Genomic DNA, 19,282 nt, shown 5'->3' with positions numbered 1-19,282 from the left:
GATATTGACACTTCTGTCAGTAGAGGCCCAAGCATGAACCAGCATTCGACCATTACCCCCGATGTTGAAGCCGCAAAGGACGGCACGCTGCTGCGCGATCCGCGCCGCCCGGAGCCGAAATATTCGCTGCCCAAGGCCTTCCATCACTTCCGCGAGTTGCTGAAGGACAAGGAAGACACGGCAGAGGTCTTCAAGATTTTCGAATCGCTGCCGAGCAAGACTTTCATGCCGCGCGTGCGTGCCCTGACCCTGAGCGAGCACGGCGAGAAGCTGCGCGCAGACGAACCATTCCTGCCGCCGATCCTCGATGACCACGATGCCCTGCGCAAACTGCCCGAAGGCAGCGTGGCGCATTCCTATTGCGACTTCATGGAGAGCGAAGGTCTTTCGGCTGCCGGCCTCGTCGAAGAGGCTGAGAAGCTCGGCAATCCGAAATATGGCGATCTCGTCGAGTGGTTCGGATTCCGCCAGCGCGATACGCACGATCTGATGCATGTGCTCACCGGCTACGGACGCGACGGCCTGGGCGAACAGTGCGTCCTGCTCTTCACCCATGGCCAGAGCCCTAGCCATGGCCACCTCCTGATCGGTTATGCCGGCGCGGTGCAGATCAAGAAGACGGTCAAGAGCGCAGCCCCCGTCTTCAAAGCTTGCCGCCAGGCACACAAGACCGGGAAGGCATGCCCGCCGCTGGTCGGCATGTCGATCCGTGAACTGCTGGCAATGGATCTTCAGGAAGCGCGTGCGAAATTGAACATTCCCGATCCCAGCTGGTATCGCGAATGTCACCGCGTATGGCGCGAAGAGGGATACGATCCCTACGACCTGCTCGCACCGCGCAAGAAGGCCGAGGCATCCATCGCCGCCTAAGCCGTTGCCACCCTGCGCGGCTTGCGTGCTGCAATCCTCAACCCCAGCGCTGCGAGGAATATTGTCGTCGCTATGACGCCTTCAACCTGCTTCTCCGGTTGCAGGATACGTCCGGCATAGGCCGCCATGTAGATCAGCCAGATGTAATGGATCCCGAAGCTGTGCAGTCGCTTCCAGTTGCGACCCAGCCTGCGCATGGAATAGCCGTTCGAGGTAGCTGCCATGAGGTAGATCATGGAGTAGGCGACCGCCCCAGGGATCAGCGAGGCCAGCGTCCTGCTTTCCGGTCCGATCATCAGATAGGTCGCAAGCGCGCCAAGGTGGATCGTATGGGATGCGGCAAAGCCGAGCCCCCACCATCTTCGATCACGCAGCAACGCCTTGGTTGTCGATGATGGAAACAGCCGTACGAGCGACGAGGCAGAGTAGGTCAACAGGAAGATGGGGGCACCGACGCGAGCGGTCCATCGCGCCGCCAGCTGCCAGTTCTCGACCACGTCGTCGCCAATGAGAAAACCGGCCGCCACTGCCGCCAGCGCCAGCATGGTTGCGAAAGCGAGTGGCCAGCGCTGCACGGTCTTGCTCATCGTTGTCCCCCCGCTGGACTGCTATGTTAGAGCCAGGTGGTGATCTTCTCGAGTGGCTTCTTCTTCAACGCATGTGTGGGTACGGTCGCGTCTGCAGCCGCGTGACCGACAACCACCACCATCAGTGGCTTTTCCCAATCGGGTCTTTCGCACAGGTCGCGCAGAAACCCCATGGGCGAAGGCGTGTGGGTCAGCGTGGCGAGGCCCGCCTCGTGCAATGTCGTCAGCATCATGCCCACGGCAATGCCGACGCTTTCGCTGACATAGTAATTCTGCTTGCTCGCATCTTCCTCGATCCCGCCTTTACGCTGCGCGAATACGACGATGAGGTAAGGGGCCGTTTCGAGGAAAGACTTGTCAGCATCGGTCCCGATCGGGGCGAGGGCCTCGAGCCATTCCTGGCCTGCCTTGGCGGTGCCACCTTCGACACCGTAGAAGCGCCGTTCCTCCGCTTCAGCGGCTTCGCGGATCGCTTTCTTCTTCTCGGGTGACGACACCACGGCGAAGTGCCACGGCTGGTGATTAGCCCCATTCGGAGCGCCGCCGGCCGTCAGGATCGCCTGCTCGATAATCTCGCGAGGGACCGGCTCATCGGTGAAATAGCGGCAGGTCCTGCGGCTGGCGAGCTTGTTGCGCATGGCGGTTGCGCGCTCGATACGCTCGGCATCGGTCATTTCCGGAAGCGAGTATGGGACGGAATCGTGGTCTTTCATGTCTACCCTATGTCTAGGAATGCCCGCTTTTGAAAGGGCGAGGCGCGAAGCTGGTTCGCGCGATGCCCCGGAAAGGTTACCTGTCAGCCTTGGGAATGACGAACTTGAGGCCGGACCAGATTTCGTCGACCGCGCATTTCTTGGTGTCCACCAGACCGCAGGCGAGACCGATGCGCTGCACCTCTGCCTGGTCGAGTGCCGTCTCGAAACCGCTTCCCTTCTTGGGCCAGCTGACCCAGATCTGGCCATCCTTTGCGATCTGATCTTTCAGCCTCGCGAGGCGCGTTTCGAGGTCGGTGGTCTCGGTCACGAAGATATGCGCGGCATCGACACCCTCTGCCGGATCGGCGACGAAAATCAGCTCGAGCGCATATTCGTCTATCTCGTCGATCACGGTTTCGGGCATGGCGTGGAACCAGACACGCTGCCCGTCGCGAAGGTTGAGCTTCTTGGCGAGCGGGGTTCCGGAATAGCCAGCGGTCATCGTATCAGCTCCATCCCTGCATCACGCAATCGCCCCAATCGACTGCGAGGTGCCATAGCGCGCCAAGACCAAAAGCGCGAACCCACCAGCGCGGGATGGCAAGCATGGCTAGGTACGCGAAGCCGGCTACCCAGCCGTGCAGCGGGTGGAAGCCTATGCTGCAGCGATTGGGATCGAACATCGGGTCGGCCAGCAGGTGGTCTAGGTCGATGAGGTTGGCCGTGATCATGACGGCACCGAAACGCAGCCAGTGCACGCCTTGCGTCAGGCGCGCGAAGAGAAGCGGGGCGAGCCAGTGCCCGCCGTAATGGAGCGTGAATTGGAGCAGCGCCAATTGCGGTGCCTCAGCTCTCCATCCACTCGTCGAAGAAGCTGCGGTGTGCGGCGCACATCTCGTCGACCGACTTGCCGAACAGCGTGGTGCCGCCCGTCTTGCCGATGCGGCGGAAGCCGATGGAAGCGGTTTCGTCGTTCTCGGTACCCTTGGCGAGCTTTTCGTTGAGCGCCTCCGTATCGGGAACGGTCACGACATAGCGGCCCTGGTCTTCGCCGAACCACCATGCGGCCTTGGAATATTCCTCGTTCCACTCGACTTCCGCACCGATGCCGCCGGCCATGGCCATTTCGGCAAGTGCAATGGCGAGGCCGCCGTCGGACACGTCGTGCACTGCGCTCACTAGGCCGTCGGCGATGAGCTGGAGGATGATCTTGCCCGCGTTCTTTTCGACCGTGAGGTCGGTCGGCGGGGTGCGGCCTTCGTCGCGGCCGTGGATTTCCGACAGCCAGAGCGACTTTCCGAGATGCGAACGTTCCGGATCGGCGGTCGCCCATTCCTCGGCGTGGATGAGGTAGATCGCTTCGCACTCGGCCTTGAACGGCATCGTCATCATGTGATCGTAGTCGTCGATCAGGCCGACGCCGCCGATGGCAGGCGTGGGCAGGATCGCGCTGCCGCCGCCAGTCGCCTTGCTCTCGTTATAGAGGCTGACGTTGCCGCTCACGATCGGGAAGTCGAGCACGCGGCAGGCGCGGCCCATGCCTTCGAGCGCGTGGACGAACTGCGCCATGATCTCGGGGCGCTGCGGGTTGGCGAAGTTGAGGCAGTTGGTCACAGCCAGCGGACGCGCACCCACTGCGCAAAGGTTGCGATAGGCCTCTGCAATCGCCTGCTTCCCGCCTTCATAGGGGTCGGCATGGACATAGCGCGGCGTGCAGTCGGTGCTGATCGCCAGCGCCTTCTTGGTGCCGTGGACGCGGACCACGCCCGCATCGCCGCCGGTCTGCAGCGTATCGGCGCCGACCTGGCTGTCGTACTGCTCGCTGATCCACCGCCTCGAGGACAGGTTGGGCGAGGCGAGCAGCTTAATCAAATCGCCGCCGACATCGTCCGTGTCTGGACGCTCGGTCATCGGCTTGATGCCAGCCCAAGCCGTGTAGTCTTCCTTCGAGAGGTACGGACGGTCGTACTCGGGCGCGTCAGCCGCGAGAGGGCCGAGCGGGATGTCGCACACGACCTCGCCGCCGAATTCGAGCACCATGTGCCGCGTGTCGGTGACTTCGCCGATGACTGCGAAATCGAGCTCCCATTTCTCGAAGATGGCCGCCGCCATCTCTTCCTTGCCGGGCTTGAGGACCATGAGCATGCGCTCCTGGCTCTCGCTCAGCATCATTTCGTAGGGCGTCATGCCTTCTTCACGGCAGGGGACCTTGTCCATGTCGAGACGGATGCCGGCTTTACCGTTGGTCGCCATTTCAACACTGGAGGAGGTGAGGCCTGCAGCGCCCATGTCCTGGATCGCGACGATGGCATCGGTCGCCATCAGTTCGAGGCAGGCTTCGATCAGCAGCTTCTCGGTGAAGGGGTCGCCCACCTGCACCGTTGGGCGCTTGGCGTCGGCATCTTCCTCGAAATCGGCAGAGGCCATGGTCGCGCCGTGGATACCGTCGCGACCGGTCTTGGAGCCGACATAGACGATCGGATTCCCGACACCGGTCGCAGCCGAATAGAAAATCTTGTCGGCATCGGCGACGCCAACGGTCATCGCGTTGACGAGGATGTTGCCGTCATAGGCCGGGTTGAAATTGGTTTCGCCACAAACGGTCGGCACGCCGACGCAATTGCCGTAGCCGCCGATGCCCGCGACAACGCCCTGCACGAGGTGCTTCATCTTGGGGTGGTCGGGACGACCGAAACGCAGTGCATTGGCATTGGCCACCGGACGCGCGCCCATGGTGAACACGTCACGCAGGATGCCGCCCACACCGGTCGCCGCGCCCTGGTAGGGTTCGATGTAGGAGGGGTGGTTGTGGCTCTCCATCTTGAAGATGGCGGCCTGCCCGTCACCGATATCGATCACACCCGCGTTCTCGCCCGGTCCGCAAATCACCCAAGGCGCCTCGGTCGGCAGTTTCTTCAGGTGAAGGCGGCTGGACTTGTAGGAGCAATGCTCGCTCCACATGACCGAAAAGATGCCCAGTTCTACCAAATTGGGCTCGCGGCCCAGTGCGTGGAGGACGCGCTCGTATTCTTCTTCGGAGAGGCCGTGCTGGGCGACGATGTCGGGGGTGATTTCGCTCATGCAGATGCCCATACGCATCAGGCTTTGGCGGTCAACTGCTCCAGCAATTCTCTGTGCCCCGGAAGCACGGATACCCCGCTTTTAGCGACTTTCTGTATCTCCGCGGACACTCTTGCCGCTTCCTCTGTCCGTGAGAATCGACCGGCCAGCAATTCAGCGGGTGGATGGAAGCCCATGCCGAGCATGACCTGCACATAATTGCTGTAGCTGAAGACGGCGGGCAAATGGCCGAATTCGTACTCGCTCGGCATACGCAGCGACCACATGTCGAGCTTCTGCTGCAGGCTTTCGGGGATCGAGGCCGGATCGCGATTCTCGATCCAGAAATCGCTGTCGTCGCGATCGCTGAGTACATAATGAAGTTTCACGAAGTCGATCACGTCTTCGTAGCAGCCGCGAATGCGGGCGTTGAAGGCTTCGGCCGCTGCTGCATATTGCCCCTTGGGCAGGCAGAAATCGGTCAGCCATCGGATGGCGATATCGGTGATGTAGATGCCGGTCGATTCGAGCGGCTCGATGAAACCGCCCGACAGGCCGATTGCGACGCAATTGCCTCGCCAGGACCGATCGCGATAGCCGACCCGGAATTTCAGTTCGCGCGGTGTTGCGCCCTCGGCGGCCTCGCCGAGATATTCGAGCAGGTCGGCGCGCGCTTCTTCCGCGTCGGTATGGCGGCTCGAGAATACAATCCCGGTCCCGCGCCGATCCTGCAGCGGCACGTCCCAGATCCATCCGTTTCGCCGCGCGGTCGACTTCGTATAAGGCAGGATCGGGGCATCGGGGTCGCCGTATTTGACCGGACAGGCGATTGCGCGATCGCAAAACAGGACGTCGTTCAGATCGCGGAAGGGCTCCTCCAGTTCCTTCTCGATCAGTCTCGCGTGGAAACCCGAACAGTCGACGAAGAGGTCCCCTTCCAGGACCTGGCCGCCGTCGGTCGTGATCGAAAGGATCGTCTCGCCGTCCCGCCGCACCGACTGCACCGTGTCCACGACATGATCGACACCGAGAGATTTGGCCCGTTCCTTCAGCAATTGGGCAAGCAGCCCTGCATCGAAGTGATAGGCATAATCGATCGGACCGGTGAAATCCTTGTCCCCTGGGCGCTTGGCACCCTTCAGGACATGGATCACTGCCGCATTGTTCATCGACCAATCGACGAAACTCGGGCGCTCATCCTTGGGTAGCATGGCCCAATAGGGTGCCAGCGGCTCCTTGCCCATGCGTCCATGCGGGCCGAAGGCATGGTAGAAGGAATGGGGCGAGTCGGCCGGCGCCTTCATCCAGCCATCGAAGCGGATCGCCAGTTTGAAACTGGCATTGGCCGCCTTCAGGAACTCGCGTTCGCCAAGGCCCGTCCCGGCGATCGCGCTCTTGATCGGAGGAATGGTTGCCTCACCGACGCCGATGGTGGGGATGTCGGAGGATTCGACCAGGGTAATGTGCGGCCCACCCTGATCGTGGCGACCGAGATTGTTGGCCATGTAGGCTGCGCATAACCAGCCGGAGGTTCCGCCGCCGAGAATGACGATACGCTGGGTAAGGGGTTCGCTCATGACGCCGGACATGCTGGAGGGAAAGGCTGAGGCACGAATTCAGCCATTAGGGTTCGCTTCGGGTGGGTGCAACACCTGGGAGGGTCAGAATGTCGCCTTGCCTACGCCGAGCCCAACCTCGCTCTTGTGCCATCTCGTCGAGCCTGCCCAGAAGGCAAGCGCGGTCATGATGGCGTAGGAAAGCAAGGCCATACCCACCATCATGGCATCGGCTTCCTGCGGACCGGGCCCGAACCAGTCGATCGCCTGGAAGAGCAGCATGATGCCGAGGAGGATCAGGGGCGGCACGATCGGCCCCTTGGTGCGGCGGAGATACCACCAGAATGCACCGCCAATGAGCGCCAGTTCGAGAGTGATCGCAGCAGCCGGGTAGTTCCATAGGCCAAGGCCGTAGCGTTCGCCGCCTCCCGCAATCGTGAGATCGGGCCGGTGTGTGATCCAGTCGAGCACCCAGTGCGACATCACCACGATCCCGCCCCAGGTGGCGGCCACCGAATTGCGAGAGATGATCCAGATCACGAGCGCGAAGCCGAGCGACCAGGAAACTGACCCAAGCAAGCTATGGGTAATCGGCATATTATACAGGTCGAGCGAGTTCATCGCGGTGATGCCGGGCTCGATGCGGAGATGCTCGATCCCGCCGAGGACAAACAGGAAGAATGCCCAGTCGACGAGCTGGGCGGCGATGAAGAGCGTGCCGAGTTTGGGTGCTTCGCTGGTGACGGCACGTGCGGCGAGGGCCGGCGCGAAGTGACCTATGAACATTGCGGCCTACCCCTCAGGCGAACTTACTGACCACGAAGGTTGCAACGCTCGCCGCGATAGCGGTGGCGAAGGCACCCCAGCATATGTCGACGATCGTGATGGTGGTGGACCACTGCTTGAGTGTGGCCTGGTTGGTCAGATCGTAGGTGGCGTAGCAAATTGCGCCGAGCAATGCCCCGTTGAGGGCCGCCGCTCCCACGCCGCCGGCGAGGCCGGGACGCACTGCGAACCAGACGATGGCCGCAACGTAGAGGGCATAGAAGACGAGTGCCGGACCCATCCGGAAACTGTCGGCCAACATGTCCCCGAGCCGTGGCCGGTAGAAGTTCTCTCCCGCCCAGCCGAGCCAGATCGCATCGAGAATTCCGAAGGCGATCGCCGCCGCGACGAATGCGATAATCCACGTCATATCCGCTCCCCCTGTTTTGCGCCTTCTTGACCGCGCGCCCGCGCCCCGTCAATGCTCCGCGGCCATGACAGAGGGTCAAGAAAAACCAATCGGCGAGATGAGCTTCGAAGAGGCTTTGCGCGCGCTGGAAGTGACTGTGCGCAGGCTGGAGAGCGGCGAAGTTCCGCTCGATGAGAGTATTGCGCTCTACGAACGCGGCGAGGAGTTGCGCAAGGCCTGCCAGGCGCGGCTCGATGCGGCGCAGGCCAAGATCGACAAGATCGTCGCGGATAGCGATGGCAAGCCGACCGGCACGGTCCCGTTCGATGCGGACAGCTGAGGCGTGAGCGTGACCACCGCCATGCCCGATGTACTGGCCGAGGCTTTCGATCAGGTACAACAGGACGTCGATGCCGCATTCGATGCTTATCTTCCCGTACCGCAGGATACGCGTGCCCGTTTGGTCGAGGCGATGCGTTACGCCGCAATCGGCGGTGGCAAGCGCGTGCGCCCGCTGCTGGTTTGCGCCACGGCCAAACTGTTCGGGGTCGACCGTGACGCCGCGGTTGCCGCGGGCTGCGCGGTCGAGGCGATCCATGCCTATTCGCTGATCCACGACGACTTGCCTTGCATGGACGACGACGACTTGCGGCACGGCAAGCCCACGCTCCACCGGGCATTCGACGAAGCGACGGCGGTGCTGGCGGGCGATTGCCTCCATGCACTCGCCTTCGACATCCTGACCATGCCGGGCACAAGCACCGATCCCTTCGTGCGCTCGGAACTGGTCGCGACCTTGGCCAAGGCAAGCGGGCACGAAGGCATGGCGGGTGGCCAGATGATGGATATCGTCTCGGACGAGCAGGAATATGACATCCGGCAGGTTACTCGTCTCCAGCAATTGAAGACCGGCGCGCTACTGGCCGCCAGTGTCGAGATGGGGGCTATCCTCGGCAAGCTTCCGCCCGAAGGTCGCGCGCACCTGCGCGCCTATTCGCGCGACATTGGGCTCGCCTTCCAGATCGCCGATGATTTGCTCGACGTGGAAGGCGACGAGGCGAAGGCTGGCAAGGCGCTGCGCAAGGACGAGGGGCAGGGCAAGCAGACATTCGTCACGCTGATGGGCCGCGACAAGGCGCGGGCGCAGGCCGAGATGCTGGTCGACCAGGCAGGCGACCATCTGGCAGGCTATGGCGAGGACGCGCGCGTGCTGGTCGAACTCGCACATTTCGTGGTTAAGAGGGATCATTGATCCGCATCATCTGCCTTATTGCCATGGTTGCACTATCCGCCGCGTGCAACAATCAGCAGAACGATGAGCGATTGCGAAACCTGCTCTTTGAATTGGCCGATTTGCCTTCTTGCGACGTAGAAGGCATTCGACCGGTAGCGAGAATTCCTGGGGGAGGTGTAGAAGGTAAAGGCTACGACTGGAGATTCACTGGCTCGAAAGAATGCATGTCGCGTTGGTTTCAAGATTTGGACCGATCAGCAGAGTATTCTTGCTTTCCAGGAATTCATGAGCACACCTGCAAGCCCCATCGCCAACCGGATTTCGTCGCAATATACATCAAGGATGGCGCTGTCTCGAGGATCGTCTGGATCAAGGAATAGTGGACAGAGGAATGACCCAACGCATAGGCATTTACCCCGGAACCTTCGATCCCATCACGCTCGGCCATGCCGACATCATCCGGCGCGGGAGCAAGTTGGTCGACAAGCTGATTATCGGGGTGACGACCAACCCTTCGAAAAATCCCATGTTCTCGACCGAAGAGCGCTTCCGCATGGTCGAACGCGAGATTGCCAACCTGGGTCTCGACAATGTCGTGGTCGAGGGGTTCAACGCTTTGCTGGTGAAATTCGCGCAGAAGATGGGGGGCTCGGTCCTGATCCGAGGGCTACGCGCAGTCGCCGACTTCGAATACGAGTACCAGATGGCCGGCATGAACCAGCAACTGGACGACGATATCGAAACCGTGTTCCTCATGGCCGATGTCTCATTGCAGCCGATCGCATCGAAGCTGGTCAAGGAGATCGCCCTGTTCGGCGGCGATATCACCCCCTTCGTGAGCAAGGATGTGTGTGAGGATGTGATTGCGCGCGTGGAGGAAAAGGGCCGGCTCGGGGATTACTGACCGCCTTCGCCAAACCATTCATTGAACCGACAGCGCCGCGCCGCTAGGGCGTGGACCATACGGGATAATTCGACGGAAATTTTGATGTTCAAGTCTTCGCTTGCCCTTGCTGCCGCCGCGCTTACGGCGATCGCACCGCTTGCTGCCACGGCCCAGGAAGCCGAAGCCGCGCCGCAGGATAACAGGGTCTACCAGCCAATCAGCTACGACCTTGCCGAAGACCGCGACAACATCCTGTTGCTCGATCTCTCCAATGGCGAGCGGGTTGCAGTTCGGCTGATGCCGAGCTGGGCTCCTGCGCATGTCGAGCGGATCAAGACGCTGGCCAGCCAGGGCTTTTACGACGGGATCATCTTCCACCGCGTCATCGATGGCTTCATGGCGCAGACGGGCGACCCGACTGGTACGGGTCAGGGCGGCAGCGAGCTTCCGGATCTCAAGGAAGAATTCAACCCGATGCCGCACATCCGCGGTACGTTGTCGATGGCTCGCGCGGCGAGCGAAGACAGCGCCAACAGCCAGTTCTTCATCGTTTTCTACCCACGCTTCAGCCTCGACAAGAAGTACACCAACTTTGGCCGCGTGATTTCGAACATGGCCGCCGTCGATGCAATCAATCGTGGCGAGCCGCCGGCTAACCCCACACGCATCTTGCAGGCTTCGATCGCCTCGCAGAACAAGCCCGTTCCGGCACCGATGCCCGCAGCAGCCCCGGCGGGCGAAGCCGAAGTCACTCTCGACGACCTCAGCGCTCCGATCGAGAACTAGGACTTGCATGCGGTGCGCCAGCGTCTAGGGGCGCTGTCATGCGCGTCGACCTCTTCGATTTCGAGCTTCCCAACGAACGGATAGCCCTGCGCCCGGCACGGCCGCGCGATGCCGCGCGCATGCTGGTTTTACGGGGCGACGAGCCCTTCGCCGACCGGACCGTGCGCGACCTGCCCGACCTGCTCGAGCCGGGCGATGTGCTTGTCTTCAACGACACGCGGGTGATCCCCGCTCAGCTCGAAGGCCGCCGCGGCGAGGCCAGGATTGGCGCGACGCTGCACAAGCGCATCGACCTGCGCCGCTGGCAGGCCTTCGTGCGCAACGCCAAGCGGCTGAGGGTGGGCGATATCGCCATGTTCGGTGGCGGAGTGACTGCAATCGCCGAGGAGCGGCTGGAAGACGGCAGCTTCGTGCTGTTCTTCGAAGGCGAGGAGCCGGTCGAAGTGCTGCTCGACCGCGCGGGGACCATGCCACTGCCACCCTATATCGCGGGCAAGCGCGCAACCGACGAGCAGGACCGCGAAGATTACCAAACGATGTTCGCCAGGGAGGACGGCGCTGTCGCTGCGCCAACTGCGGCACTTCATTTCACCGACAGGCTGATGGCGGCAATCGCGGAACGCGGGATCGAGACCGAGACGCTTACGCTGCATGTGGGGGCGGGGACTTTCCTGCCGGTAAAGGCCGACGATACCGACAATCACAAGATGCATGCCGAGTTCGGTCGGCTCCAACAGGACGTGTGCGACCGTCTCAACGCAGCGCGGGCGCGGGGCAATCGCGTGATTTCGGTCGGGACCACCAGCCTGCGCCTGCTTGAAAGCGCGACCGGTGAAGACGGGATCATCCGGCCATTCTCTGGCGATACGGACATCTTCATCACGCCCGGCTACCGCTTCCGCGCGATCGACGGGCTGATGACCAATTTCCACCTGCCCAAGTCGACGCTGTTCATGCTGGTGAGCGCGCTGATGGGCCGCGAACACATGCAAGCTGCCTACGCGCATGCCATCGCGCATGAGTATCGCTTCTATTCCTATGGTGACTCCTCGCTCCTGCTGCCCTAGCTCGGTTGCATGAACGAACCGATCCTCGAGCTCGAAGGGCTCTCCAAGGTCTATCCGGGCGGCCTCAAGGCGCTCGACAACGTCGATCTCACGATCCGGAGGGGCGAGATTTTCGCGCTTCTCGGCCCCAATGGCGCGGGCAAGACCACGCTGATCGGCGCGGTCTGCGGACTGGTTCGTCCGACGTCAGGCAGCATCCGTGCATTCGGTCACGATATGGCGTCCGACTGGCGGAAAGCGCGTTCTCGCATCGGGCTGGTGCCGCAGGAACTCTCGACCGACATGTTCGAACCCGTCCATCGCGCGGTCGCCTATTCGCGCGGGCTCTTCGGCCTTGCGCCCGATCCGGCGCGGATCGAGGAAATCCTTCGCTCGCTGAGTCTGTGGGACAAGAAGGACGAAAGGATCATGGCGCTCTCGGGCGGGATGAAACGCCGCGTCCTCATCGCCAAAGCATTGGCGCACGAGCCGGACCTGCTGTTCCTCGACGAGCCGACGGCTGGAGTCGACGTCGAACTGCGCAAGGGCATGTGGGCGATCATCGACCAGATGCGCGATCGCGGCGTCACCATCATCCTGACCACACACTATATCGAGGAAGCCGAATTGATGGCTGACCGCGTGGGGATCATCGATCGCGGTAAGCTGCTGATGGTCGATGAGAAGGAGGCGATGATGGCGCGGCTCGGCCGGACCGAGGCGCATATTTCGCTCTCTACGCCAATTGCTGCGCTCCCTCCGGCACTCGCCCGATACCCGATCGAGATCGAGGAGGGCGGTACCTCGCTTTGCTATCGCGGCGGAGATGGGACCGGGCGCGGCAAGCAGGAGGTGGCCGACATCACCAAGGTCCTGATCGCGGAGGGGATCGACTACACCGGCATTGATGTGCGCGAGAGCAGCCTCGAGGACATCTTCGTGTCCCTCTTGGGCGAAGAACAGGAGCAGGCGGCATGATCGGCTGGCGCTCCACCTGGTCCATCTACACGCGCGAGCTGATGCGTTTCCTGCGCACGGCCTTCCAGTCAGTGCTTGCGCCGGTTCTAACGACCTCGCTCTATTTCATCGTTTTCGGCGCGGCCATTGGCGGGCGCATGCCCGATCTTGGCGGAGTGGACTATGGTGCCTTCATCATCCCCGGCTTGCTGATGCTGACCCTGCTCGGCGAGACGACCAGCAATTCCTCTTTCGGCATCTACATGCCGCGCTTTACCGGCACGATCTACGAACTGCTGAGCGCACCTGTTGGCGTTGCCGAGACGCTGATCGGCTTTGTCGGAGCTGCGATGACGAAGAGCCTGATCCTTGCGGCCATCATCCTCGTTACCGCGCGGCTCTTCGTCGATTACTCGATCGCGTATCCCCTACTTGCCGTGCTCTACATCATGCTGGTGGCCGCAGCCTTCAGCCTCTTCGGCTTTATCCTCGGCATCTGGGCGGACAACTTCGAGAAGCTTGGCATCATTCCCATGCTTTTCCTCACGCCGCTCACATTCCTTGGTGGCACTTTCTATTCGATCGACATGTTGCCCGAGCCCTGGGACACGATCGCGCTGGCGAATCCGATCGTCTACCTGGTGAGCGGCCTTCGCTGGACCTTCTACGGATCGAGCGATGTGAACATCTGGATCAGTTTCGGGATCACGCTGGCATTCCTTGCCGCTTGTACGGGCGTGATTGCCTACATCTTCAAGACCGGATGGCGCCTTAGAGCCTGAACGGGAATTAATGATTATTACGTCGGTAAGCATTTTTCATTCAGAAAATTGCAATGTCGGCAAGCGCACACCGCCCTCCGTCCACTCCAATCAAGGACAAGAATGAGGGCTATCATGAAGACCAAATTTCTAATTCCCGCCGCTGCAGCCGCAGCTTTCGCTCTTCCCACCGCCGCACAGGCGCAGGACGTTCTGCCGGGTGAAGGCTTCATCGGCGTCCAGGCCGGTGTCCACGACCTCGGCCTTGGCGACATCGAAGACGACTTTGGCATCGACCTCGACAGCAGCGGCACGATCCTCGGCGTTTTTGCCGGGTACGACCTTCCGCTGGGTCCGGGCGCGTTCGTAGGTGCCGAAGTCAACTACAACACCGGCTTCGGTGCGATTGACAGCGAATACGGCATCGCCGGTCGTATCGGTACCCGCCTGCCAGGTGGCGCCAAGCTCTATGCTCGTGGCGGCTACCAGCAGGTCGACTTCGACCTCGACGAGATCTTCGACGAAGATCTGAGCGGTTTCGACCTCGACGATGACGACGGTGACTACATCCTCGGCCTCGGTGCGGACTTTCCGCTCGGCGGTTCGCTGATCCGCGTCAACCTCGACACGATCAGCTTCGACACCGTTCGCGCAACCGCAGGTGTCGGTTTCAAGTTCTAAGCCTTTCGGCAAGGACAATTGGTGGGGCGGGCTTCGTTCTGAAGTCCGCCCCATAGTTTTGCGGGGTGGCGAGCGCGCTTCCAAACCGCTAGGCGGCGGGCCATGACCAAGCTGCACCATCTCGCGGTCGCTGCCGCATTTGCGTTTTCCGCCTCGCCTGCTGTGGCCGAATTGCCGGAAGGCGTGAAGGACATGATCGACGCCGCCATAGCGACTGGCGATGCGGCAAAGGTGGTGACGGTGCTCGAACTGGCACGCGCGACCAATCCTGACGATGCCGAAACGCTCGACGCGATCGAGGCCGAATGGAAAGCTGCCCAGGCGGCGAAACTTGCCGAGAAGGAAGCAGCCAAGGAGCAGGAAATCCGCCGGGCGGGCCTGTTCGACCGGTGGAGCGGCGAGGGCGAGATCGGCGGCTTCCAGTCGACCGGCAATACCGACAGCTTGGGTCTTTCCGCCTCGATCAAGCTCAAGCGCGAAGGGATCGACTGGAGCCATCGCTTCCGCGCCCGGCTCGACTACCAGCGGCAGGACGACGAGACCAAGCGCGAGCAGTTCCTCGCGGCATACGAACCGCGCTGGCAGTTCAGCGAGGACCTGTTCCTCTATGGACTCGCCCAGTTCGAGCGCGACCGATTGCAAGGTTTCGATGCGCGCTACGCCGTGTCGGGCGGACTCGGATACAAGGTCGTCGACGAGGAAGGCTTCAAGTTTTCGGTCAAGGCAGGGCCCGCCTGGCGCGTCACGGAATTCAGCGATGGTACGAGCAGGAGCAGGATTGCGGGCCTGTTCGCGACCGACTTCGACTGGGAAATCGTCAAGGGGCTGACTTTCACGCAGGACGCCAATGCTATGGCCGAAGGCGGGGGAGAGGTGCAGGTGCTGGTCGACGGCTCCAACACCAGTATCAACCTCGTCAGCGGTCTCGATTTCGCTATCTCGGAGAAGCTGCGCTCACGCCTCTCTTATGCAGTCGATTACGACAGCAATCCTCCCGATGACGCGGTGCAGACCGACACGCTGACACGCTTCACGATTATCTACGGGTTCTGACGCAATGAGCAGCCGTTTCGCTTTCGACATCCACGCCCGCGACGGGGCTGCCCGCACCGGTACGATCCGCATGCTGCGCGGCAATATCCGTACGCCGGCCTTCATGCCGGTGGGTACGGCGGCGACGGTCAAGGCGATGAAGCCGCAGACCGTGCGCAAGACGGGTGCGGACATCATCCTCGGCAACACCTACCACCTCATGCTGCGGCCCGGTGCCGAGCGGGTGGCGAAGCTGGGTGGGCTGCACAATTTCATGAACTGGCAGCGGCCGATCCTGACGGACAGTGGCGGGTACCAGGTGATGAGCCTGTCGGACTTGCGTAAGCTGACTGAAGAGGGGGTTGAATTCCGCAGCCATATCGATGGGTCGAAGCACATGCTCACGCCCGAACGCAGCATGGAAATCCAGCGACTGCTCGGCAGCGATATCGTCATGGCCTTCGATGAATGTCCGCGCGCCGACCGCCCGCGTGACGAGATCGCGGCGAGCATGGAAATGAGCATGCGCTGGGCAAAGCGGAGCCGCGATGGGTTCGATGCGGGCGGCGATCATGCGCGGACTGCAGCGCTGTTCGGTATCCAGCAGGGCGCACTCGACGAGGAGCTTCGCAAGATCAGCGCGGAGAAGCTGACCGAGATCGGCTTCGACGGCTATGCCATCGGTGGCCTTGCGGTGGGCGAGGGTCAGGAGGCGATGTTCGCCACGCTCGATTTTGCTCCCGGCCAGCTGCCCGACGACCGGCCGCGATACCTTATGGGTGTTGGCAAGCCCGACGACCTCGTCGGTGCGGTCGAACGCGGGGTCGACATGTTCGACTGCGTCCTGCCGAGCCGTTCGGGCCGCAACGGGCAGGCCTTCACCTGGGACGGTCCCCTCAACCTCAGGAATGCGCGGTTCGCCGAAGACCGGGAGCCGCTCGATTCGCGTTGCAGCTGCGATACCTGCGGGACCTACAGCCGCGCCTATCTGCATCACCTCGTGAAATCGCAGGAAATCCTGGGTGCGATGCTGATGACCGAACACAATATCGCCTTCTACCAGCAGCTGATGCAGGCGATGCGCGATGCGATTTCTGAGGAGCGGTTTGCCGCGTTCGCCGTAGACTTCCGGCGCGATTATCTTGGAAGCGCGGCCACTTGAGCTGGCGGCGCGCGGCAGTGATCGGCGCCTCGGGCGGGATCGGGAAGGCGCTTGCCGACCGGCTCGAAGCGGCAGGAACGACCGTTCATCGCTACGCGCGGAGCATGTCGGGCGACGCCTATCTCGACCTGACCGACGAGGCGTCGATTGAAGCGGCGGCTAGGCTGCACGTCAGCGACAGTCCCTTGGACCTGGTGCTGGTAGCCACCGGCTATTTGCACGAGGAGGGGGCGGGGCCGGAGAAAGACTGGCGGCACCTCTCGGTTGAGGAACTGGCCCGCAACTTCGCCATTAACGCGACCGGACCGGCGCTGGTGGCGAAGCATTTCCTGCCGCTTTTACCAAGGGAAGGTCGAGCAGGCTTCGCAGCCCTCTCCGCCCGCGTCGGGAGCATCTCCGACAACCGGCTTGGCGGCTGGTATTCCTATCGCGCGAGCAAGGCGGCGCTGAACCAGTTGATCCGCACTCTGTCGGTGGAACTTGCGCGCAAGAAGCCCGATGCGTTCTGTGTCGCGCTGCATCCGGGCACCGTCGACACGGAGCTCAGCGAACCCTTCCAAAGCAACGTGCCCGAGGGAAAGCTCTTCACAGCCGACTATTCGGCGCAGAGACTGCTGGACGTGCTCGCCCACCTAGGGACTGGGGACAGCGGGCGCTGTTTCGATTGGGCGGGGAAGGAAATAGCGCCTTAAGCATGAATCTACTGCTGGACTGTTCCGTTTTGCGAATAGTTTGGGCAATACCCTTGGATGAAGCGGGCGATTTGTTATTGTCGACCCGGATTTGATTTTGGGGGTCGTATTATGAAACGTCTAGTTCTTGGCCTGCTCGCTGCGTGCACCGCACTTCAGCCTGCTATCGCTGAAACCGATATCGAGGAAGCGGCGGCCGTATTCGGCAAGCGCGAGGCGCTGCTCGACGTCAGCCTGTCGCCATCGGGCCAGAAGCTCGCCTATATCTCGTCGATCGGCTTCTCCACCGAAGCGATCTTCATTGTCGATCTGGTCAAAGGCGGGCAGCCCAAGCCGATCATGAAATTCGACGATGAAGAGGCGCGCCTGTGGTCTTGCGAGTGGGCGACCGAGGAGCGGCTCGTCTGCTACGTGAGCTACATCCACGACGATAACGGGCTGCTGCTCGGCTTCAGCCGGGTGATGTCGGTGAGTGCTGACGGGTCCAATCCGATCATGCTGACGGAAGATCAGAGCATGAGTTCGCTTAGCTATATCCAGCATGGCGGCAATGTGATCGCGCTCGATCTCGAAGAGGAAGACCGCGTCCTGATGACCCGCCAGTGGGTCAAGGAACGCAGCATCGCAACAAGGCTTGCCAATACGGACGAGGGCCTTGGCGTCGAACGTGTGGACATCCACACCGGCAAGCGTTCGCGCGAGGAAAAACCCTCGCCCGATACCATTTCCTATGTGGCCGATGAGACCGGGCGTGTCCGCCTCAAGATCCGCCAGCCCGATCGGGCGACGGGCATGATGGGCAACCGCCGCGAATTCTGGTTCCGCCCGCAGGATTCCAACGAATGGCTACTCCTTTCCAAAGTCACCGTTGACGGCCAGACCTATGACGGTTTCTATCCGGTGGCCGTGGATGGCGCCAAGAACGTCGCCTATGCCTTTGCGGACAAGGACGGGTTCGAAGCTCTCTATTCCATCCCGCTGGTTGAAGGTGGCCGGCCGCAGCTGGTCCTCGCAAAGGACAATGTCGAGGTTGACGGGCTGATCCGGATCGGTCGCCAGCGCCGCGTGGTTGGGGCAAGCTATGCGACCGATCGGCGCCAGGTGGAGTATATCGACACCGAACTCGCGGCCCTGGCGCGAGGTCTCACGCAGGCATTGCCGGGCAAGCCGCTGGTCAACATCATCGATGCCAGCGCCGATGAGAACAAGCTGCTGATCGTCGCTGCCAGCGACACCGATCCGGGCATGACCTATCTCTATGACAAGGCGGGCCGTAGGCTTGAACCGCTTCTCCCTATCCGCTCGCACATGGATGACCGGGCGCTCGGTGAGATGCGATCGATCACTTATCCGGCGGGCGACGGAGTCCAGGTTCCGGGCTATTTGACGCTTCCGCCGGGTTCCGACGGCAAGAATATCCCGGCAATCGTCCTTCCGCATGGCGGACCTTCGGCGCGCGACGAGTGGGGTTTCGACTGGCTGGTGCAATTCTTCGCATCGCGCGGCTATGCCGTGCTGCAGCCGAATTATCGCGGGTCTGCGGGTCTTGGTAACGAATGGTTCGGCCGCAACGGTTTCCAGGCCTGGGAAACGGCTATTTCCGACGTCAACGATGCGGGCCGTTGGCTTGTTTCGCAGGGCATCGCGGATCCTTCGAAGCTTGCCATCGTGGGCTGGTCCTACGGCGGGTATGCTGCGCTCCAGTCGCAGGTGCTCGATCCGTCGCTTTACCAGGCCATCGTGGCCATTGCGCCTGTTGCCGACCTCGAACAGCTGCGCAGCGAGGCCATGCGCTATACGAGTGGCACTCTCGTCGACCAGTTCATTGGCCAAGGCCCGCATGTTGCCGCCGGCAGCCCGGCTCGCAATGCTGATCGGTTCCAGTCGCCGGTCCTTCTGTTCCACGGCACCTACGACCAGAACGTGGACGTGATGCAGTCGCGCCGTATGCGCAGCGCTTTGGAGAGCGCTGGCAAGGAAGTGGACTATGTCGAGTTCGACAAGCTCACCCACAGCCTCGCCGAGAGCAAGACCCGCTACGAAATGCTGACGCGGATCGATCAGTTCCTCTCGAGCGAACTGGCTGACTGATTGGGGAAGGGC

The 19,282-nt window shown here is 61.9% G+C and carries 22 protein-coding genes; 14 read left to right on the top strand and 8 right to left on the bottom strand.

The features are described 5' to 3' along the window. Positions 1 to 33 precede the first annotated feature (33 nt). Positions 34 to 870, top strand: coding sequence for a Coq4 family protein (locus K3146_RS05475; protein WP_221545148.1), 837 nt, complete (start codon positions 34 to 36; stop codon positions 868 to 870). Here the strand turns inward: K3146_RS05475 and K3146_RS05470 are convergent. The 8 genes from K3146_RS05470 to K3146_RS05435 form a co-directional block, all read right to left on the bottom strand. Next, complete coding sequence (locus K3146_RS05470; protein WP_221545147.1) at positions 867 to 1,457, bottom strand: hypothetical protein; 591 nt, start codon at positions 1,455 to 1,457, stop codon at positions 867 to 869. The two genes, K3146_RS05475 and K3146_RS05470, sit on opposite strands and share 4 nt — an antisense overlap. A gap of 26 nt (positions 1,458 to 1,483) precedes the next feature. After that, a complete protein-coding gene (locus K3146_RS05465; RefSeq protein ID WP_221545146.1) occupies positions 1,484 to 2,170 on the bottom strand; it encodes a nitroreductase family protein in 687 nt (228 codons plus the stop codon). Positions 2,171 to 2,246: 76 nt separating this feature from the next. Continuing rightward, on the bottom strand, positions 2,247 to 2,654 hold the full coding sequence (locus tag K3146_RS05460) for a DUF3052 family protein (protein WP_221545145.1): 408 nt from the start codon (positions 2,652 to 2,654) through the stop codon (positions 2,247 to 2,249). Positions 2,655 to 2,658: 4 nt separating this feature from the next. Beyond that, a complete protein-coding gene (locus K3146_RS05455) occupies positions 2,659 to 2,988 on the bottom strand; it encodes a DUF6122 family protein (RefSeq protein WP_221545144.1) in 330 nt (109 codons plus the stop codon). A gap of 10 nt (positions 2,989 to 2,998) precedes the next feature. Then, positions 2,999 to 5,233 (bottom strand): phosphoribosylformylglycinamidine synthase subunit PurL, encoded by a 2,235-nt coding sequence (gene purL / locus K3146_RS05450; protein WP_221545143.1) that lies wholly within the window; start codon positions 5,231 to 5,233, stop codon positions 2,999 to 3,001. A 17-nt stretch (positions 5,234 to 5,250) separates the two neighbouring features. Next, positions 5,251 to 6,789 (bottom strand): tryptophan halogenase family protein, encoded by a 1,539-nt coding sequence (locus K3146_RS05445; RefSeq protein ID WP_221545142.1) that lies wholly within the window; start codon positions 6,787 to 6,789, stop codon positions 5,251 to 5,253. An 84-nt stretch (positions 6,790 to 6,873) separates the two neighbouring features. After that, the gene (locus K3146_RS05440; protein WP_221545141.1) at positions 6,874 to 7,554 is read right to left on the bottom strand and encodes a hypothetical protein; all 681 of its coding nucleotides are present in this window, start codon (positions 7,552 to 7,554) and stop codon (positions 6,874 to 6,876) included. 13 nt (positions 7,555 to 7,567) lie between these two features. Next, complete coding sequence (locus K3146_RS05435; protein ID WP_221545140.1) at positions 7,568 to 7,963, bottom strand: DUF2177 family protein; 396 nt, start codon at positions 7,961 to 7,963, stop codon at positions 7,568 to 7,570. A 64-nt stretch (positions 7,964 to 8,027) separates the two neighbouring features. Between K3146_RS05435 and K3146_RS05430 the strand changes: the two genes are divergently transcribed. The 13 genes from K3146_RS05430 (at position 8,028) to K3146_RS05370 (ending at position 19,270) form a co-directional block, all read left to right on the top strand. Further along, positions 8,028 to 8,282, top strand: coding sequence for an exodeoxyribonuclease VII small subunit (locus K3146_RS05430; RefSeq protein WP_221545139.1), 255 nt, complete (start codon positions 8,028 to 8,030; stop codon positions 8,280 to 8,282). Between the two features lie 21 nt (positions 8,283 to 8,303). Then, positions 8,304 to 9,194: a polyprenyl synthetase family protein gene (locus tag K3146_RS05425; protein WP_221545238.1), complete on the top strand. Its 891-nt coding sequence runs from the start codon at positions 8,304 to 8,306 to the stop codon at positions 9,192 to 9,194. Continuing rightward, positions 9,191 to 9,556: a hypothetical protein gene (locus K3146_RS05420; RefSeq protein ID WP_221545138.1), complete on the top strand. Its 366-nt coding sequence runs from the start codon at positions 9,191 to 9,193 to the stop codon at positions 9,554 to 9,556. Before K3146_RS05425 ends, K3146_RS05420 begins: the two co-directional genes overlap by 4 nt. An 11-nt stretch (positions 9,557 to 9,567) precedes the next feature. After that, positions 9,568 to 10,080, top strand: a complete 513-nt coding sequence (coaD, locus tag K3146_RS05415) for a pantetheine-phosphate adenylyltransferase (protein ID WP_221545137.1) — start codon at positions 9,568 to 9,570, stop codon at positions 10,078 to 10,080. Between the two features lie 84 nt (positions 10,081 to 10,164). After that, positions 10,165 to 10,848, top strand: a complete 684-nt coding sequence (locus K3146_RS05410; RefSeq protein WP_221545136.1) for a peptidylprolyl isomerase — start codon at positions 10,165 to 10,167, stop codon at positions 10,846 to 10,848. 38 nt (positions 10,849 to 10,886) lie between these two features. Next, the gene (queA, locus tag K3146_RS05405) at positions 10,887 to 11,915 is read left to right on the top strand and encodes a tRNA preQ1(34) S-adenosylmethionine ribosyltransferase-isomerase QueA (RefSeq protein ID WP_221545135.1); all 1,029 of its coding nucleotides are present in this window, start codon (positions 10,887 to 10,889) and stop codon (positions 11,913 to 11,915) included. A gap of 9 nt (positions 11,916 to 11,924) precedes the next feature. Next, on the top strand, positions 11,925 to 12,872 hold the full coding sequence (locus tag K3146_RS05400; RefSeq protein WP_221545134.1) for an ABC transporter ATP-binding protein: 948 nt from the start codon (positions 11,925 to 11,927) through the stop codon (positions 12,870 to 12,872). Continuing rightward, complete coding sequence (locus tag K3146_RS05395) at positions 12,869 to 13,633, top strand: ABC transporter permease (RefSeq protein WP_221545133.1); 765 nt, start codon at positions 12,869 to 12,871, stop codon at positions 13,631 to 13,633. Before K3146_RS05400 ends, K3146_RS05395 begins: the two co-directional genes overlap by 4 nt. Before the next feature lie 114 nt (positions 13,634 to 13,747). Then, positions 13,748 to 14,293: an outer membrane beta-barrel protein gene (locus K3146_RS05390; RefSeq protein ID WP_221545132.1), complete on the top strand. Its 546-nt coding sequence runs from the start codon at positions 13,748 to 13,750 to the stop codon at positions 14,291 to 14,293. 102 nt (positions 14,294 to 14,395) lie between these two features. Continuing rightward, positions 14,396 to 15,346, top strand: coding sequence for a DUF481 domain-containing protein (locus K3146_RS05385; RefSeq protein WP_221545131.1), 951 nt, complete (start codon positions 14,396 to 14,398; stop codon positions 15,344 to 15,346). Between the two features lie 4 nt (positions 15,347 to 15,350). Further along, entirely contained in the window at positions 15,351 to 16,487 is a 1,137-nt protein-coding gene (gene tgt / locus K3146_RS05380; RefSeq protein ID WP_221545130.1) for a tRNA guanosine(34) transglycosylase Tgt, read from the top strand. Beyond that, positions 16,484 to 17,179: an SDR family NAD(P)-dependent oxidoreductase gene (locus K3146_RS05375; protein ID WP_221545129.1), complete on the top strand. Its 696-nt coding sequence runs from the start codon at positions 16,484 to 16,486 to the stop codon at positions 17,177 to 17,179. Before tgt ends, K3146_RS05375 begins: the two co-directional genes overlap by 4 nt. A 111-nt stretch (positions 17,180 to 17,290) precedes the next feature. Then, positions 17,291 to 19,270 (top strand): S9 family peptidase, encoded by a 1,980-nt coding sequence (locus K3146_RS05370; protein ID WP_221545128.1) that lies wholly within the window; start codon positions 17,291 to 17,293, stop codon positions 19,268 to 19,270. Positions 19,271 to 19,282: the final 12 nt, after the last annotated feature.

The sequence above is a fragment of the Qipengyuania vesicularis genome (assembly GCF_019711415.1).
Lineage (GTDB): Bacteria > Pseudomonadota > Alphaproteobacteria > Sphingomonadales > Sphingomonadaceae > Qipengyuania > Qipengyuania vesicularis.
The sequence above is the reverse complement of the archived record's forward strand: the minus strand, read 5'-3'. Positions and strand labels throughout refer to the sequence as shown.

Coding starts and splice junctions, on each gene's coding strand:
- coaD (WP_221545137.1), top strand. CDS start 9,568: ATGACCCAACGCATAGGCATTTACCCCGGAACCTTCGATCCCATCACG.
- K3146_RS05430 (WP_221545139.1), top strand. CDS start 8,028: ATGACAGAGGGTCAAGAAAAACCAATCGGCGAGATGAGCTTCGAAGAG.
- K3146_RS05400 (WP_221545134.1), top strand. CDS start 11,925: ATGAACGAACCGATCCTCGAGCTCGAAGGGCTCTCCAAGGTCTATCCG.
- K3146_RS05470 (WP_221545147.1), bottom strand. CDS start 1,457: ATGAGCAAGACCGTGCAGCGCTGGCCACTCGCTTTCGCAACCATGCTG.
- K3146_RS05475 (WP_221545148.1), top strand. CDS start 34: ATGAACCAGCATTCGACCATTACCCCCGATGTTGAAGCCGCAAAGGAC.
- K3146_RS05395 (WP_221545133.1), top strand. CDS start 12,869: ATGATCGGCTGGCGCTCCACCTGGTCCATCTACACGCGCGAGCTGATG.
- K3146_RS05435 (WP_221545140.1), bottom strand. CDS start 7,963: ATGACGTGGATTATCGCATTCGTCGCGGCGGCGATCGCCTTCGGAATT.
- K3146_RS05440 (WP_221545141.1), bottom strand. CDS start 7,554: ATGTTCATAGGTCACTTCGCGCCGGCCCTCGCCGCACGTGCCGTCACC.
- K3146_RS05460 (WP_221545145.1), bottom strand. CDS start 2,654: ATGACCGCTGGCTATTCCGGAACCCCGCTCGCCAAGAAGCTCAACCTT.
- K3146_RS05445 (WP_221545142.1), bottom strand. CDS start 6,789: ATGAGCGAACCCCTTACCCAGCGTATCGTCATTCTCGGCGGCGGAACC.
- K3146_RS05425 (WP_221545238.1), top strand. CDS start 8,304: ATGCCCGATGTACTGGCCGAGGCTTTCGATCAGGTACAACAGGACGTC.
- K3146_RS05385 (WP_221545131.1), top strand. CDS start 14,396: ATGACCAAGCTGCACCATCTCGCGGTCGCTGCCGCATTTGCGTTTTCC.
- purL (WP_221545143.1), bottom strand. CDS start 5,233: ATGAGCGAAATCACCCCCGACATCGTCGCCCAGCACGGCCTCTCCGAA.
- K3146_RS05410 (WP_221545136.1), top strand. CDS start 10,165: ATGTTCAAGTCTTCGCTTGCCCTTGCTGCCGCCGCGCTTACGGCGATC.
- K3146_RS05465 (WP_221545146.1), bottom strand. CDS start 2,170: ATGAAAGACCACGATTCCGTCCCATACTCGCTTCCGGAAATGACCGAT.
- queA (WP_221545135.1), top strand. CDS start 10,887: ATGCGCGTCGACCTCTTCGATTTCGAGCTTCCCAACGAACGGATAGCC.
- tgt (WP_221545130.1), top strand. CDS start 15,351: ATGAGCAGCCGTTTCGCTTTCGACATCCACGCCCGCGACGGGGCTGCC.
- K3146_RS05390 (WP_221545132.1), top strand. CDS start 13,748: ATGAAGACCAAATTTCTAATTCCCGCCGCTGCAGCCGCAGCTTTCGCT.
- K3146_RS05370 (WP_221545128.1), top strand. CDS start 17,291: ATGAAACGTCTAGTTCTTGGCCTGCTCGCTGCGTGCACCGCACTTCAG.